Annotated in this window: 14 protein-coding genes; 7 read left to right on the forward strand and 7 right to left on the reverse strand. The window is 69.3% G+C overall.

Features of this window, described 5'->3' with window-relative positions:
• Positions 1 to 125: 125 nt before the first annotated feature.
• The 7 genes from AOM46_RS04050 to AOM46_RS04080 all read right to left on the reverse strand — a co-directional run bounded on the left by AOM46_RS04050 (position 126) and on the right by AOM46_RS04080 (position 7,761).
• The gene (locus AOM46_RS04050; protein WP_067225875.1) at positions 126 to 1,130 is read right to left on the reverse strand and encodes a ParB/RepB/Spo0J family partition protein; all 1,005 of its coding nucleotides are present in this window, start codon (positions 1,128 to 1,130) and stop codon (positions 126 to 128) included.
• A gap of 173 nt (positions 1,131 to 1,303) precedes the next feature.
• A complete protein-coding gene (locus AOM46_RS04055) occupies positions 1,304 to 1,870 on the reverse strand; it encodes a hypothetical protein (protein WP_062205626.1) in 567 nt (188 codons plus the stop codon).
• On the reverse strand, positions 1,867 to 2,856 hold the full coding sequence (locus tag AOM46_RS33830) for a hypothetical protein (protein ID WP_062205629.1): 990 nt from the start codon (positions 2,854 to 2,856) through the stop codon (positions 1,867 to 1,869). The genes AOM46_RS04055 and AOM46_RS33830 overlap by 4 nt, the downstream gene beginning before the upstream one ends.
• Positions 2,857 to 2,890: 34 nt before the next feature.
• Positions 2,891 to 4,615, reverse strand: coding sequence for an AMP-binding protein (locus tag AOM46_RS04065; protein ID WP_158920233.1), 1,725 nt, complete (start codon positions 4,613 to 4,615; stop codon positions 2,891 to 2,893).
• Between the two features lie 90 nt (positions 4,616 to 4,705).
• Entirely contained in the window at positions 4,706 to 4,933 is a 228-nt protein-coding gene (locus AOM46_RS04070; RefSeq protein ID WP_078856440.1) for an acyl carrier protein, read from the reverse strand.
• Between the two features lie 369 nt (positions 4,934 to 5,302).
• On the reverse strand, positions 5,303 to 6,130 hold the full coding sequence (locus AOM46_RS04075; RefSeq protein ID WP_078856441.1) for an isochorismatase family protein: 828 nt from the start codon (positions 6,128 to 6,130) through the stop codon (positions 5,303 to 5,305).
• Positions 6,127 to 7,761, reverse strand: coding sequence for a dihydroorotase family protein (locus AOM46_RS04080; protein ID WP_062205638.1), 1,635 nt, complete (start codon positions 7,759 to 7,761; stop codon positions 6,127 to 6,129). Before AOM46_RS04080 ends, AOM46_RS04075 begins: the two co-directional genes overlap by 4 nt.
• Before the next feature lie 532 nt (positions 7,762 to 8,293).
• Between AOM46_RS04080 and AOM46_RS04085 the strand changes: the two genes are divergently transcribed.
• The 7 genes from AOM46_RS04085 (at position 8,294) to AOM46_RS04115 (ending at position 14,849) form a co-directional block, all read left to right on the forward strand.
• Positions 8,294 to 8,893 carry a 6-carboxytetrahydropterin synthase gene (locus AOM46_RS04085; protein WP_234313618.1) on the forward strand — a complete coding sequence of 200 codons (600 nt, stop codon included), beginning with the start codon at positions 8,294 to 8,296 and terminating at the stop codon, positions 8,891 to 8,893.
• Positions 8,890 to 9,639 carry a 7-carboxy-7-deazaguanine synthase QueE gene (locus tag AOM46_RS04090; RefSeq protein ID WP_234313619.1) on the forward strand — a complete coding sequence of 250 codons (750 nt, stop codon included), beginning with the start codon at positions 8,890 to 8,892 and terminating at the stop codon, positions 9,637 to 9,639. Before AOM46_RS04085 ends, AOM46_RS04090 begins: the two co-directional genes overlap by 4 nt.
• Positions 9,640 to 10,212 carry a GTP cyclohydrolase I gene (folE, locus tag AOM46_RS04095; RefSeq protein WP_062205641.1) on the forward strand — a complete coding sequence of 191 codons (573 nt, stop codon included), beginning with the start codon at positions 9,640 to 9,642 and terminating at the stop codon, positions 10,210 to 10,212. It begins immediately after the preceding gene.
• 284 nt (positions 10,213 to 10,496) lie between these two features.
• A complete protein-coding gene (locus tag AOM46_RS04100; protein WP_158920235.1) occupies positions 10,497 to 11,339 on the forward strand; it encodes a RimK family alpha-L-glutamate ligase in 843 nt (280 codons plus the stop codon).
• On the forward strand, positions 11,336 to 12,394 hold the full coding sequence (locus tag AOM46_RS04105) for a 3-oxoacyl-ACP synthase III family protein (protein ID WP_158920237.1): 1,059 nt from the start codon (positions 11,336 to 11,338) through the stop codon (positions 12,392 to 12,394). Before AOM46_RS04100 ends, AOM46_RS04105 begins: the two co-directional genes overlap by 4 nt.
• Positions 12,391 to 13,584, forward strand: coding sequence for an acyl-CoA dehydrogenase family protein (locus AOM46_RS04110; RefSeq protein WP_062205650.1), 1,194 nt, complete (start codon positions 12,391 to 12,393; stop codon positions 13,582 to 13,584). The genes AOM46_RS04105 and AOM46_RS04110 overlap by 4 nt, the downstream gene beginning before the upstream one ends.
• Positions 13,584 to 14,849, forward strand: coding sequence for an aspartate aminotransferase family protein (locus AOM46_RS04115; protein WP_062205655.1), 1,266 nt, complete (start codon positions 13,584 to 13,586; stop codon positions 14,847 to 14,849). Before AOM46_RS04110 ends, AOM46_RS04115 begins: the two co-directional genes overlap by 1 nt.
• Positions 14,850 to 14,851: the final 2 nt, after the last annotated feature.

The following is a 14,851-nucleotide window of genomic DNA, read 5'->3' on the forward strand; positions in this document are numbered from 1 at the left end:
AATCCCCCTCGGATAAGGGCTGCCGGACCGTTCGGTCATCGGATTCGCTCCTGTTCCCCGCGCCATGCCGGAGTTGGTCCGGAATTCCACCGGCCGATGCGGGACGTCGGCCGTCCCTACCTTCCTCACTCCGTTCTCGGGCACGAGACGGGCGGCCCCTCCAACTCCTGGGCGAATTCGTCCCACAGCTTCGCGTAGGCCCGGGCGAGTTGGGCCAGGAGGGGCACACTGTGCGAAGGAACCGCCGAGGCGAGAGAGGCCGATTCCGGCAGGCTCGACGCGTTCGCCTGCAACAGACGCAGCAGCTGGCGTCCGGCCTGCTTGTGGCGCATGGAGGGATCGCGGGCGAGCTTGGTGACGATGCTGACCGGATCCGCCGCGGCCAGCAGCGGACGCGACTCCGAACGCCGACGGGTCGACGACACGCGGCCGTCCGGCCGGCGGCTCCCGTCGGACGCGTGCGCCTCCGGCACCGGAGCCTCGCCCCGTGCCAGGCGGCGGCGCACATCGGCCACCGTGTTCGGCGATATCCCCGAGCTTTTCGCCACCTCCCGCAGCGACGACTGCGGTTGGTCCTCCAGCATCCTGGCGGCCTTGAGCCGGCCCTCCACCGTGCTCAGCGGCCGGGCCCTGCCGTCCCGCCCCACCCGGGTCGTGGGCAGCGACGACACGTCCTGGGTCATGTGCCGCAGCTCCGCGACGATCTTGGCCGCCATGCCGACGACCTCGGCTATCGCCCGGTCGGACATCTCGGGATGCGACACGATGATCCGTGCCGCGGCGGCGCGCCGGTCGGCACGCGACAGCGGGAGGCCATGCTTCGTGTTCGCCTCGACGGCGCACAGAAAGGCGTTCTCGGCGGTGCCGTCGAAGAACTCGACGCTGATGGACTCTTCCCCGTTGAGCACGGCCGCCAGGAGTCGATGGGTGCCGTCGATCACTTCCATCGTCCGCCGGTCGACGAGTATCGGCGGAAGTTCGCCGTCGGCCTCCGCGAGGCGCGCGATATGCTCCTCGTCCGTTCCGCCCAGGCGCGGGGACCGCCCGAGCGAGAGACTGGTCAGTGGGACGGTCCAGGGTCCCCGCCCCGTGAAGAGGTTGTCGATCGCGTCACCGCCGGACGCGGGCATCGGGTCTTCGTAGAGAGCTGATATCGGTATTGCATCCGCCTGACTCATGGCTGCAATCCCCTCGTTAATTGATCTCCGCAAGGCGGCTTCGCAGCCCTCCGCCTAACGACATGTGCAGGTGCCATTTCCGTTTGAGAACCCGAGGGTTCCCGGTCCTCTGTTCACGCGGTGCTTCAGGAGTACAGCTCGGCGATCTCAAGAACTTCCTCGTACCAGCCCCGCTGCTCGTCGAGTTCCGTGTCGTGGAGGTACCAGCCGTCGTCCTGGGCCAGTCCGATCGCTCCCGCCATCTCCCGCAGCACCCTGATGCCCTCCGCCCAACTCGCGATGGCGGCCCCGCAGGACGCGGCCGCCGGCACGGACAACTCCTTCTCCAGGAACGCGCGGACCACGTCCACCTGTTCGCGCAGCGCCTCGATCGACGCCGGCGCCGCCGTGCGCAGCAGCTCCCAGACCCGGGAGGCCAGCGGGGGGTTGCAGCGGGCGAGCAGGTCCAACATCGCGCAGGTGTGCTCGATCTGGTCCCGCTGTGGCTGAAGCGGGAGGCCGCACGCGAGGAGGTACAGCTCCGTGCCCGCCAGCAGCAGCCCCTCGCGGCCCCGCCAGACCAGCTCCTGCTGTTCGGCGTCGAGGGCCCCGTCGATGTCGAACTGCCAGGCGACCAGGTCGAACACGATCTCGTTGCTCCGACGTGTCCGGCGCAGCCACGGAACGATCGGGTCGATTTCCGAGAGCGTCACTTGGGCTCCTCCGTCTCGTCGGTCCGGAGCAGCCCGGAGCTGCGCAATCCGGCGGTGTGGAACCATGCGGCCGTCATCAGTTCGTGGTGGGGCACCCCGGCCGCCTCGGCCGTTCCCCGGGTCGCCTCGGCCCAGTCGGCGCCCTCGGCGAGACGGGCGCAGACCGCTGCCACCACCCCCTTGACGATCGCGACGGCCCGGCCCCGGAGGGCCAGGTGTCCGGGCGCCGAGGGACCGGCGGGTGGCAGGAACGCCACGCCGTCGCTCAGGCCGCAGCTCCGGGCCGTGATCAGCGCGGCCGGTTCGTCGGGGAGCCGGAGGCGCGAGCGCAACCGTTCGAGACGGGAGTCGAGATCCCCCTCGGGGCGCAGGCTGTCGTCGAGGAGATCGTCGAACTCGGCGGTTCCCCGCCCATGGAGACGTGCGGCCTTCTCCCCGGTCCACTTGATGGCCGGATACCCTTCGCCGCCGGCGGCGAGCCTGCTGTTCGCGTGCCACAGGACGCCTTCCCGCAGCAGGACGTCGGCCTGGTCCTCGGCGCCGAACGCCAGAGCCGTGCTCGCCCGGGCCAGGTGCTCGTAGGCGCGCAGCAGGGACCACCGCTCGAAGACCGTGCAGGCCCTGCCGCGGTCGAAGCTCTGCAGGGTCTTCTCCAGGCCGTCCGACAGGACCACCGGGATACCGATCGAAATCCGGTAGTACCGGTTGATGTCGAAGATCGGCTGATCGAGCATCGCGCCCCAGGACAGGTTCTCCACGCGGGAGAGCAGATCGGTGACCGACGCACGGGTCATATATTCGCAGTCCACATAGCGGGATTTGCGTATGCCAATCGATATGCTTTGCTTTGGCGTGCCCTCGTCATGGATGACATAGAGGTCGATGTCGGAGCTGGAGTTCCCGAAACCCTCGATGATCGATCCGGTGGCCACGCAGGACACGTCGGCCGGCAGGCGGCTCACGATCGCGTCGATCTCCCTGCGCATCTCTTGGCTGACCAATTCTTCCCCCACGCCGTACTCAACTTCCCTTCAGGCGTTCATCGTGTTCGGACGGAGCGGGAAGCGGACCGGAGCCCTGGTCCTCGAACCAGGTCCGGCAGGCTTCCCGCTGCAGCTTTCCGCTGGTCGTCACCGGGAGGGTGCCTGCGGGCAACAGCAGGATGCGGCCGGGAGACAGGGAGTGGACCGAGCTCAGCAGGCGGGTGATCTTCCTGGTGAGTTCGGCACGGCCCGCCGCGTCCACGTTCTCGTGGCCCTGCCGGAGTTCTGCTAGCACGACGAGCAGCGAGCCGCCGGGCTCGGTCCCGTGCGAGAGGAAGACCGCGGTGCGGCCGAGGCGGAGCCGCTCGTCGGACTGGCTGACGGCGGCCTCGATCTCGCCGCTGTAGTAGTTCTCGCCCCTGACCTGGAAACGTTCCCGACTGCGTCCCAGCAGGGCGAGTTGGCCGCCGGAGAGGAACCCGATGTCGCCGGTGCCCCGGCCCCGGGCCCCGGAGAGGTGGTCCCCACCGGCGCCCGCGTCATCCGCCTCGGCGACCTGGGGGCCGGAGATCCAGACCTCGCCGATCCGGCCCTCGCCTTCCAGCGGCGTCCCGTCCGGGGCCGCGATCCACACCGAGGTGTCCCGCACCGGCGGTCCGCAGGCGACCAACTCCATGGTGTCCCCTGCGTCGTTCGGCCTGTCGACCGACCCCGCGCGAAGGCCGGAACGGGAGACGGTGAGGACGGTGGGCGCCTCGTCCAGCGGGCAGGTGGTGACCGTGAGGGTGGCCTCGGCGAGTCCGTAGGACGGCTTGAAGGCGGAACGCCGGAAACCCGCGGGCCCGAAGGCGTCGGAGAAGAGCGAGAGGGTTTCCGGACGGACGACCTCGCCGGCGGTCCTGGCGACCCGCAGCGACCCGAGGTCGTAGCGTCCGGGATCCGCGGTCCGTTGGGCGCACAGGGCGTAGCCGAAGTCGGGTGCCGAGGTGTGCGTCGCGTGCCAGGCCGACATGGCCTCGGGCCACAGCGACGGGTTCCGGACGAAGTCGAAGGGATCGAGGATGACCGAGCTGTAGCCCGACCACAGCGGTCGGAGCACGCTCGTGACCAGGCCCATGTCGTGGTAGAGCGGCACCCAGTTCACCGACACGCTGTCCGCGGTCTCGCCGAAAGCGTGCGCGGCCTGCCGTAGTTGGGCAAGGACATGGTCGTGGCGGAGGGCGATGGGCTTGGGGTCCGCCATGGAACCGGAGGTGTACTGGACATAGGCGGTGGGGGAGGTGCGCGCGAGTTCTCCCGGTGCACCCGAACCGTGACGCGGCAGCTCGTCCAGGGATATGACGGGTATGTCGCTGCCGTCGAGCGCGTCGGTGAGGCCCTTCACCTGGGGCTCGTCCGTGACCACCAGGCTCGGCCGCGATGCCTTGACGATGTTGAGAATTCGACTGCGGTGGCCGGGATGGACGAGGGCTCGCACCGGCGCCGGAACCGCGACACCACCCGCTGCGGCGATGGCGAAGAAGGTGGTGATGAAGGCGAACGGGTCGGCCAGGGCGATGACGACGTTCCCGATGTCGTCGGGGGAGCCGGGTGGCGGCGCAACCGCCCGCAGACCCGAGGCGAGTGCGGCCGATTCCTCGGCCACCTCGGCGAAGGAGAGCGACCGGGCCCCCGACGGGGAGTACGCCACGTAACGGCCGGGGGCGCCACGACGTGCCTCCAGCAGTTCGGTCAGGGTGGCGGGGCGGGGCCGTGGCGTCATCTCGAACTCATTCCTGTCCTGGTTCGGCACGCGGGCCTGGTCCGGCCCCCGGCCGTCGGGCCGCGGCGACACGCTCCGGGCCGGTCCATCTCAGGGGGCCTTCGGTGTCAACCTGCCGGCGAACTCGGCCAGGCTGTCGGCGCCGACGAGATCGGACACATCGACCTCCGAGCCGTGCCACGCCTCGATCGCCAGGGCGAGTTCGATGGCGGTCAGCGAGTCACCACCCAGATCGAAGAAGCTGTCGGCGGGGCTCACCGGCCGCTGGAAGAGTTCCGCCGCTGAGGCCACGACTCGTGCGACTACGTCCTGGGGCATTTTGGTTTCTCTTTCGGGCAGGCGATAAGCCGATTCGCAGAGGCACACGGTCGGTTGGACGAGAGAGCGCTCTCTTGGTGGGGAGAAGCTAGGCCGTGTGTCAGACCGTGTCAACACCGGTGCGAAGCAGCAAAGAACCTTTTCTTAAACCGTGGAAGTAGCGGACCGCAAGGGCAGTTGAGGGTGATGACCGAAACGCCCCGGCCCGCCCGCCTCCGCGACCCGAGCGGGCGGGCCGGGAGGAGGGACGGACTCCTCCGGTCACCGACTTCCGCTTGTCCGGGGGACGTCGCCCCGTGCCCGGACACCCCGCGAGTCGGGCGGCGGGGCGGTACCGGGAACGGGCGGCGTCTCCTCGCCGGCAGGCTCCTACTCGGAGCCGGAGCCGGAGCCGGAGCGGGCCCGGGCCGCAGCCGGCGGGTAGACCTCGTCGAACAACCCCTCCCTGAGCCCTTCGAGATGGCTGAGGACCTCGTCGAGCCCGGTGACATCGGCGTACTTCATATGGATGTCCATCAGGCTCACCTTGTGGGAGAGCACCGCCCGGTCGAAGACCGCCTCGTGCGGGACGGTGACACGGAGGTCGTAGGAGATGGCGTCCACCACCGAGGCCCGCACACAACCGCTCGTGGTCGTGCCCGTGATGATCAGCGAGTCGGCGCCGAGCATCGTCAGGTGACTCATCAGCGGCGTACCGAAGAAGGCCGAGGGCTTCCGCTTCTCGATGAGGATGTCATCGGCCTCAGGCGCGACCTCGGCGACGATCTGGTTGCCCAGGTGTCCGTTCACGTCCACCGTCTCGTCGCTGCGGGTGCTCTTCGCCGTCCAGACGCCGAGGTCGAATCCGTCCGGGCGCCGCGGGTTGGTCGTGTAGATCACCGGAAGCCGTTTGCGCCGGGCGACTTCCAGCAGCCGCACGATCGACGGTATCGCCGTGGTCCACGCGACCTCGCCGCAGGAGTACCGCCAGCGTTCGATCGACTCCAGGACCGGTTCGGGCCGGTCTCCGCAGAAGTTGTAGTTCACGTCGACGACCATCAGTGCCGGACGTCGGCCGAAGCCGGCCCTGCGTCCCCAGCCGGCGGCCTCGAAGACCGTCCGGTCGGTCTCGCCGAGGACGTCCGCCCAGACCCTGTCAATCTCTCCCCAGGCGGCGGTCTCCGCGCCGGTGTGCCCGTCCCGGGTGCGGTCCGTCATCGCCCGGCCCCCCCGGGACCGTCCGTGCGCACGGAGGTGTAGAGCTGTGTCTCCGCGCTGAAGCCGGGCCGGCTGAAGTCCGAACCGCCCCACCGGCGGTGCGACAGGTCGACGGCGGTCGGCTCGGCGATCGGGTAGGAGCGCGGTGCGCTCTGCGGGTACCGGGCCAGATACTCGCCCCTGGCCTCGGCCACCGGACGCATCCCCGGGGAGTCGTCGGCCCATTCGGCGGTCACCTTGCCGCGCATGACGGTCTTGACCGGCCAGCCGTGGAAGGTGTGTCCTTCCATGATCGACCATCCGGCCCGGGTGTTGATGTGTTCCTTGCCGACGGTGACCTCGCGTCCGGCGTCGACGATGACCATGTCCGCGTCGAAGCCGGGCAGCAGAGAGCCCTTGCGGCCCCACAGACCGCTGGTCTTGGCCGGGTTCTCGCAGCTCACCTGCACCAGGCGCTCCATGCTGATCCGGCCTTTGCGCACGCCCTCGGACAACAGGACGGGCAGGAAGAGTTCGACCCGGCTGAAGCCGGTGCGGCAGTCCCAGATGTTCGGGTTGTACATGTCGTCGAAGCTCGCCGGTTCCCAGCCGACCACATGATCGGACCCGACGACATCCACGGTGCCGTCGGCCAGCGCCTCCCACAGGGCGTCGATGTTCTCCCGGCGCCGCAGCGGGACGTTGATCCGCCAGCCGTTCTCCGGCTGCGCCCACAGCCACGCCGGGCCGGTCTGCGCGAACACCCGCGCGCCCTCGGCACGGGCCTTGGCGACCTCCTCGAAGCTGAGGCGCGTGGTGCAGTGTTGAAGGTACAGCGGAGGGTTACCGGGCGTCTGCTGCGCCAGATACGCGTAGGCCCGAATGTGCTGGGCCTCCAGGAAGTCGGGGGAACGGTCCGTCCAGGCGCCGAAGTCGGTGCGCTCGGCCGCGCGCAGCCGGTCCTCGAAGATCCGGCCGATCTCCCAGTTCTCCGGGTGGATGTGCACCATCCCCGGGTAGCCGAGATGGGCCACCTGCTCCATCACCTGGTAGACGGTTCCGTCGTCGATCCCCGTACCGAGACCCGCGCGCCGGGACGGCCAGTTGCTGTCGTCGCCGTCCCGCATGGCCTTGAGACCGCGCGTCTGCAGGTAGAGCTTGAACGACGTGACGCCGTGCGCCTCGGCATACTCTTGGATCTCGTGGGCCTGCTCGTCGGTCTCCAGCATGTAGGTGAGATAGGCGTCGACGTGCGAGACGGACTCGATCACCTTCCGGGCCGAGGGGAACGCCTGATGGAACGAGACCACGTCGGCCCGGTTGACGACCTCCTGGAACGGCTCGGTGCCCATGCGCGTCACGGGTGCCTGGATGCCCCAGGTCGTCACCCCGGCACACGCGGCGGTCCGCGACTCGGTACGCATGTCGTATTCGAAGGGCACATAGCAGCCGGGATGGGCCTCCGAGTCGACGATGCCCGGCAGGATGTAGTTTCCGCGCGCGTCGATGCGTTCCTTCGCGGGGGGCAGCAAAGCCTCGGGCGCGAGGGCGACCACTTTTCCGTCTTTGACGCCTACCGCCACGTCGTGGCGTCCGCCGCCGAGTACGACAGTCCCGTTTCCTACGACGAGATCAAGGATCTCACCAGCCACGATATGTCCTCCGGTGGGTGGGTGATACACAGCGAGCGCATGGAATGTGATGAAACCCGCGCATCGACAGGACGATGCGCCGATGGCAGGCAAAGCGCAATAGGGCAGGCAAGTGGCCTGAGGTAACGAAGGGTTGTTGCCCGGCCGGGCCCGCACGGCGAGGTTTTCCCACCCGGCCCGACGGGTTCTCCCGGTGAGAGTACGGCGGTTTCCCGTCACGCACCGCGTGTGTGCCGCGCGAGCCAACCCGCCCCCGGAAGGCGGGTGTTCGACTGCGGATTATCGGCAGTTGCACAGGGGCGCCGCCCTGGTCGCGGGCCGCCCGCGCGATCGGGGAAGGACCGAGGCCGACAATTGACGTGCCATCGCAATGACTTGTCCGATTCGGGCCCGGACGGTTTACCGTGCGATCGAACACCCCGTGCACAGCGTCGAATTGCCATGCCGGGTCGGCGATATCGATGACCAGTCACTTGTGACATCGCATGAGGCCGCGCCACGATGACGGAACGAGCGAGCATGCCAGCGTCATGTGACTGCCGACGGATCCTTCGCGGCGTCGTTGACGGCAGCCTACTGCGTACTGGAGGAAAGCTTGATGGCTGGAAAAACCGGTGAACTCGCAGGCGACGCGACACGGCGCGAGGAAGAAGAGGCCGGCCGCGGTGAGGAGCGGCAGCCGGCGGCGACCACCGCTATCACCGTTCGGCACAATTTCGAATCCGCGCACCGACTGCCGCAGCTGGGCGGAAAATGCCAGAATCTCCACGGTCACTCCTGGTGGGTGGAGGCAACCGTCGCGGGCGAGGCCGGAGCCGACGGGATAGTCGTGGAGTTCCACGACCTGAAGAGTTATCTACGGGAGTGGATCGACCGCAATCTCGACCACGGGGCCCTGCTGGGCAGCGAGGACGAGCTCGTGCTGGCGCTGAAGGCGGTGGACTCCAAGGTGTTCGTGTTCGGCGAAGCCGATCCCTCGGCGGGTCTCAGCTGGCCGACGGTGGAGAACGTCGCCCAGCTTCTGACCCGGGTCACGGCCGGCTACATCCGATCGCGGGGGCTGCGCGGCGTGCGGGTGTCCCGGGTCGTGGTGCGGGAGACCCATGTCAACGCCGCAGAGGTCTCCGGGTGAGGACGGACGAGGCCGCCCCGGACCTGGTCGAGTCCGGTGACGGCATGCCGTCACTGCCGGTGTCCGAGGTGTTCGGGCCGACCATCCAGGGCGAGGGCCCCCATGCCGGCCGGGGCGCCTGGTTCGTCCGGCTCGGCGGCTGCAACCTCTCGTGCTCCTGGTGCGACTCGCCGTACACCTGGGACGCGCAACGCTTCGACCTGCGGCGCGAGATCCCGATGACACCGGTGGACGAGGTGGTTGCCCGGATTCCCCCGTCGTCGCTCGTCGTCGTCACCGGTGGGGAGCCGCTGCTGCACCAGAACCGACCCGCCTGGCGCGCGCTGTGCACCGGGTTGAGAGCGCGCGGCTGCACGCTCCATGTCGAGACCAACGGAACGATCGTGCCGAACGCGACCACCCGTGGTTTCGTCCAGACATTCGTGGTGTCACCGAAACTTGCGAACGCGGGAGTCCATCGCGGCAATATCGACCCGGCACTGCGCACCGAATGGGCCGAGGTCGCGGAATCCGGCCATGCGCATCTGAAGGTGGTGTGCGCCTCGGCCGAGGATGTCGCGAGCGCCGTCGAGATCGCTCGCACCACCGGTTGGCCCCTCGGCCAGGTCTGGGTGATGCCGGAGGGGACGACCGCACAAGAGCTGAACGGCCGCTGGCGCGCGATCGCGGAGGCGGCCGCGCATGCCGGCGTCAACGCTACCCATCGGCTGCATATTCTCGCCTGGCAAGATGACAGAGGTCATTGAATGATTGACATCGAAAAGGTCGCGTCGAGTGTTTCCGACCTTCTGCTCGCGTTTGGTGTGGAGCGCGACTCGCATACACACGACACGCCCCGACGCGTCGCCGAAGCATGGGCCGAGTGCCTTGCCGGATACGAGAGCGATCCGAGTGTCCACCTGGACGCGACGTTCTCCGGGCCGTCGGATCCCGGCCTTGTCGTGCTCAGCGGTATCCGCCTGACCTCCACCTGCGCGCACCATCTGCTGCCGATCACCGGTACCGCGACCGTCGCGTACCGGCCGCGACCGGGAGCGCCCATTGTCGGCCTGTCCAAGCTCGCCCGCGTGCTCCACGGGTATGCGCGGCGACTGCAGGTCCAGGAGCACATCGGCTACCAGGTGGTGGACGCGATACGCCAGAAACTCGACCCGGTCGGCGCCGCGTGCGTCATCACGGCGGAGCACGGCTGCATCGGCACCCGGGGCGTCCTGGAACACGGTGTGCTGACGACGACTCAGGCGGCTGTCGGCGAATGGGTGCCGGGGCACGCGGATCTCCAGGCGATTCTCGCGGAACACACCGCCCGGAGCGTCTGAACTTCGAGCCGGCGCGACTCCGGCGGCCATGAATCCGAGAGCTTCCTATTCCTGGCCCGATTATCCGGGCTGTGCAAATGAAGAGAATCATCAGTTGCACGGATGGGATCGGTTCTACGATCGGAGTAAGTCATCTTCGAATGGAGAACATTGATGACCACTGTCACCGACGTCCCCGATCTCCGGTGGGCGCCGTGAAACTCGGAATTCTCGCTTGGGAGAAAGCAGAGCCGGAAGCCGTCGGAATGGCGGATATTGCCGGGGAACGGGGACACAGTGTGGAGGTGTTCGAGCTCGACGACGTGTCCTGTACTCCCGGCCCCGCAGGTGCGATGGCGACCGTCCGGGGGATCCCGTTGTCGGAGTTCGACGTCGTTCTCTGCCGGTGCGACCTCAGCACACCGCCCTGGACGGAGAAGATCCAGCAGCTTCTGCTGCTCAACGGCGAGCCGGGCGTGACCGTTCTCGATCCGCTGGACGTGCACATCAGGGCGGCGAGCAAGCGAGCCATGCTCCAGCAGCTCACGCTGGACGGCATCCCCGTCCCGCCGACCAGGGAGTGCCACAGCGCCGCCGACGTGCGCCTCGCCTTCGACGCATGGGGCCAGGTGGTGGTCAAGCCGGCTCTGGGCTACCGGGGGCTCGACGTCGAGCGCCTTCTCGACGGCCCGACCCCCTCGGCGCTGGAACTCGTCGACACCCTCGTCGAACGGCACGGCACGCTCCTGGCCCAGCCCTACCTGGCACACACGGGCGACTACCGGGTGCTCGTCATCGGGTCGAAGGTCTCCAGCTGCACGCGGTTCGACACCGCGGGCGAGGCATGGAAGCCGTTCTCGGGCGACCTCGCCGACGACCCGGTGAGCTCCGCCTTCGTCGACCCGCCGGACGAGCTCGCGTCCCTGGCGCTGCGGGCGGTGAAGGCGACGGGCCTGACGACCGCCGGCGTCGACATCATCATGAGCGAGGCCGGGCTGACGGTGATCGAGGTCAACCCGGTGCCCGGCTGGGCCGCGTGGACCCCGGAGATGGCACGGGTCCCCAACCTCCAGCTCGTGGAGTTCGCCGAATCCCGGGCCGGCGCCGAGAGCGGCGTCGGCGCGGCGTCGACACGGGGGTGGCGATGAGCGACAACGGGTTGAAGAGCCGGTCGCGGGGGCGCGGCGGCCACGCCGTGGCGGAGCCGCCGGTCGGGATCATCGGCACCGGCTCCTGTGTGCCGAGCACCGTCGTGACCTGCGACGAGATGGATCGGGCGCTCAACGCCAGGCCCGGCTGGACCCAGCGTGCGACCGGGATCAGCGAACGCCGCAGCGCCCCCGCCGAGACATCACTCACCGACCTGGCGGTCGAGGCGGGCCGGGAGGCCCTTCGTGCCGCCGGCGTCAGCCCCGACGAGGTCCGCACCGTCATCGTGGCCACGGTCAGCGCCGACCCGCCGGTACCGGCGGTCGCCGCCCGGGTCCAGGACCGGCTCGGCGCGACGCACGCCTTCGCGTTCGACCTCAACGCGGCGTGCGCGGGGTTCATCTTCGCGCTGGAGGTCGCACAGCCACTGGTCGGGGTGGATGCCGAGCGGCCGTTCGTCCTTGTCATCGGCGCCGACGTCTGGTCGCGGATGACGGACCCGCTCGACCGTCAGACCTGGCCGCTCTTCGGGGACGGAGCGGGCGCGGTGGTGCTCGGCCCGGTCGAGGAGGGCGGGTTCATGGCGGCGGAGCTCGCCACGAACGGCGCGCTGGGCGACTACGCCGTGGGTGGCTTCTCACCTCCGCTGCCGGGCCGCGCGCCCGGGAGCACCGACCATCTCTACCGGATGCGTGGCGCGGAGATATCCGAGCTGCTGTTCGAGACGCTGCCGAAGTTGGTGACCACGGTGACCCAGCGGGCGGGTGTCACGGTGGCGGACGTCGACTATCTGATCTGTCACCAGGCGAATCCCAAGCTCGTGGCGCGGTGCGCCGAGGAAGCGGGCTTCTCCGCTGACCGGAACGTGAGCACCGGCCAGGTGTACGGCAACACGGTCGGCGCGTCCGTGCCCCTCGGGATCGACATGGCGGTGCGGGACGGCCGGCTGCGACAGGGGTCACTGGTGCTGCTCGCGGCCTTCGGCGCCGGGATGTCGTGGGGAGGCACCCTGATCAGCTGGTCGAACCCGGGTGCCAGGTTGGAGGAGCGGTGAACATCACCTGGAACAAGCGTCAGTTGGAACTCCGGGAGCGGTTCCGCGAGGTCGCCACCGATCTGGTGGCGGTCGGGAGCGATGCCCGTGACCGGGACGCGTCCTTCGACCGGGAGCTCTGGAAGGAGCTGGCGGCCGCCGACTTCTGGCGGCTTCAGGTGCCGACCGGGGCCGGCGGTCTCGGCAAGGACGGCTGGGACTGGCTGGCGGCCATGGAGGGCCTGTCGCTCGGCGCGCGCGATCTCGGTTTCCTGATGTCGGTCGCGTCGCACAGCGGCCTGATCCGGCTGCTTCTGACGGCGGGTACCCCGGAGCAGCAGCACAGGTGGCTGCCGGGGCTGACCTCGGGAGAGGTCGCGGCCACGGGATCGACCGAGGAGTCCGGCGGCTCCGACATCCGGGGGCTCTCGACGCGGGCTGTCCCCACGGCCGACGGCGGTTTCGTCCTGAACGGCGCGAAGGCGCACATCACGAACGCGCCGGTCGCGGATGTGGTCATGCTGGCAGCCCGTACCGACACCGAACCCGGGGCCTTCGAACTCAGCCTGTTCGTGACCCGCACCGACGTCGACGGGGTCGGGAGCGGACCCGGTGAGGACCTGCTGGGTCTGCGGACGAGCCCCACCGGGCCCATCGCGTTCCGCGACGTGCGCGTCGATGCCGACGCGGTGATCGGCGGCGTCGGCGAGGGACTGACGCGCCTCTACAACACGTTGGCGTACGACAGGATCCTGTTCGGGATCATCGTCGGCAGCTCCCTGGAGGCACAGCTTGAGCCGCTGGTCCGGCAACTGGAGACCCGGCACGCGTTCGGCGCACCGCTGAGCGCGCAGCAGTACATGCAGGAGAAGGTCGTCTCGCTCACCATGGCCGTCGAGGGCTCCCGCGCGCTGGCCTACCGCTCGTTCGGGCAGTTGGAGGACCAACACGACGGATACAGCCTCAGCGCCTCGGTGACGAAGCTGTTCGCCTCCACGGGGCTCGTCGGCTCGGGTCTCGACCTCGTCCAGGCGTTCGGCCACTCCGGCTACGAGTCCGGCAGCGCGGTGGAGCGCAACCTGCGTGACTCGGTGGCCTTCAAGATCGCCGCCGGGACGGACGAGATGCAGAAGAAGAACATCTTCAACCACGTGCGGCGCGCGTACCGGTCCGGCGAGCTCGCTCCGGGTTCGAGGGGGTCGGGGACGTAATGACGGGACCATCCGCGCTGCCCACGGTGGATCGGGCCGAGGGGGTCATGATCGTCGACACCGACGGCCGGGAGTACGTCGACGGTTGCTCGGGCACGATCTGCGTGAACATCGGCCACGGCGTGCCCGAGGTGCTCGCGGCGATCTCACGACAGTCCCAGCTCGTGACGTTCGCCCACCGCAGCCAGTTCCGCAACCGGCCGGTCGAGGACCTGTCCGCCCTGGTCCTGTCGATCGCGGGACCCGGGTACAAGGAGGTCGTCTACACCAACTCCGGCTCGGAGGCGGTCGAGACCGCGCTCCGGCTCGCCATGCACCACCACGCCGGGACCGGGCGGGACATCATCGTCTCGCAGCGGCCGAGCTATCACGGCATGACCGCCGGCGCGCTCGCGGTGTCGGGACATCCGCCGCGCCGCCAGAACCTGGAGCCCCTGCTCGGCGGGGCGGCGAAGCTGGAGCTGGTGTCGTCCTCGCGGGACGCCGAGATCCTTCCCTCGCTGGAGGACTGGCTGTCCGTCCTCCAACGGGTGGATCCCGCACGCGTGGCCGCCGTCCTCCTCGAACCGGTCGGCGGGGCGGCCAGCGGAGGGGCGGAGACGGACGACCGGACGTTCCGCGGGCTCCGCGAGTTCTGTGACAGCGCCGGCGCGCTGCTGATCGTGGACGAGGTCATGACCGGGTTCGGCCGGACCGGCGAATGGTTCGGTGTCACGCGGTCCGGGGTCACGCCCGACCTGCTGGCCACCGGCAAGGGCCTCAGCGGCGGCTACCTTCCGATCGGCGCCTGCCTCGTCGGGGAACACGTCATGCCCGGTGGCTCGGCGGCGGAGGTGTCGATGGGGCACACGATGAGCGGCAACCCGCTGGCCGCCGCGGCGGCGCTCGCCGTCCTCACCTACACCCGCGACCACGGGCTCGTCTCCCGCGCGCGGGAGGTGGGCACCCGGCTGCGGCGGGAACTGGCACTGATCGCACGGTCGGTGCCCGCCCTCCGGCCACCGCGTGGACGAGGTCTGCACCTCGGCGTGGGGATCGAGCAGGACCCGGTCGGTTTCGCCACCACGCCGTTGAACCGCCGGATCGTCGACGCCGCGCTGCGCAACGGACTTCTGGTGTACCCGTCCGGCGTCGACGCGCGTACGCAGTCGGTCATGGTGTGCCCGCCACTGACCATCCGTGACCGGGAGATCGAGATGCTGATCGCACGCTTCACCCGCGCGGTGTCCGAGTCGTTGGCAGCAGAGCGCGTCCAAGGAGGGTGACG

Origin of the sequence: Streptomyces sp. NBRC 109706 (assembly GCF_000974485.1) — a bacterium.
Classification (GTDB): Bacteria; Actinomycetota; Actinomycetes; order Streptomycetales; family Streptomycetaceae; genus Streptomyces.

Excerpts from the sequence above, each read along its gene's own strand:
- AOM46_RS04050 (WP_067225875.1), bottom strand. The coding sequence starts at position 1,130 with ATGCCCGCGTCCGGCGGTGACGCGATCGACAACCTCTTCACGGGGCGG.
- AOM46_RS33830 (WP_062205629.1), bottom strand. The coding sequence starts at position 2,856 with ATGCGCAGGGAGATCGACGCGATCGTGAGCCGCCTGCCGGCCGACGTG.
- AOM46_RS04065 (WP_158920233.1), bottom strand. The coding sequence starts at position 4,615 with ATGACGCCACGGCCCCGCCCCGCCACCCTGACCGAACTGCTGGAGGCA.
- AOM46_RS04070 (WP_078856440.1), bottom strand. The coding sequence starts at position 4,933 with ATGCCCCAGGACGTAGTCGCACGAGTCGTGGCCTCAGCGGCGGAACTC.
- AOM46_RS04075 (WP_078856441.1), bottom strand. The coding sequence starts at position 6,130 with ATGACGGACCGCACCCGGGACGGGCACACCGGCGCGGAGACCGCCGCC.
- folE (WP_062205641.1), top strand. The coding sequence starts at position 9,640 with ATGATTGACATCGAAAAGGTCGCGTCGAGTGTTTCCGACCTTCTGCTC.
- AOM46_RS04105 (WP_158920237.1), top strand. The coding sequence starts at position 11,336 with ATGAGCGACAACGGGTTGAAGAGCCGGTCGCGGGGGCGCGGCGGCCAC.
- AOM46_RS04115 (WP_062205655.1), top strand. The coding sequence starts at position 13,584 with ATGACGGGACCATCCGCGCTGCCCACGGTGGATCGGGCCGAGGGGGTC.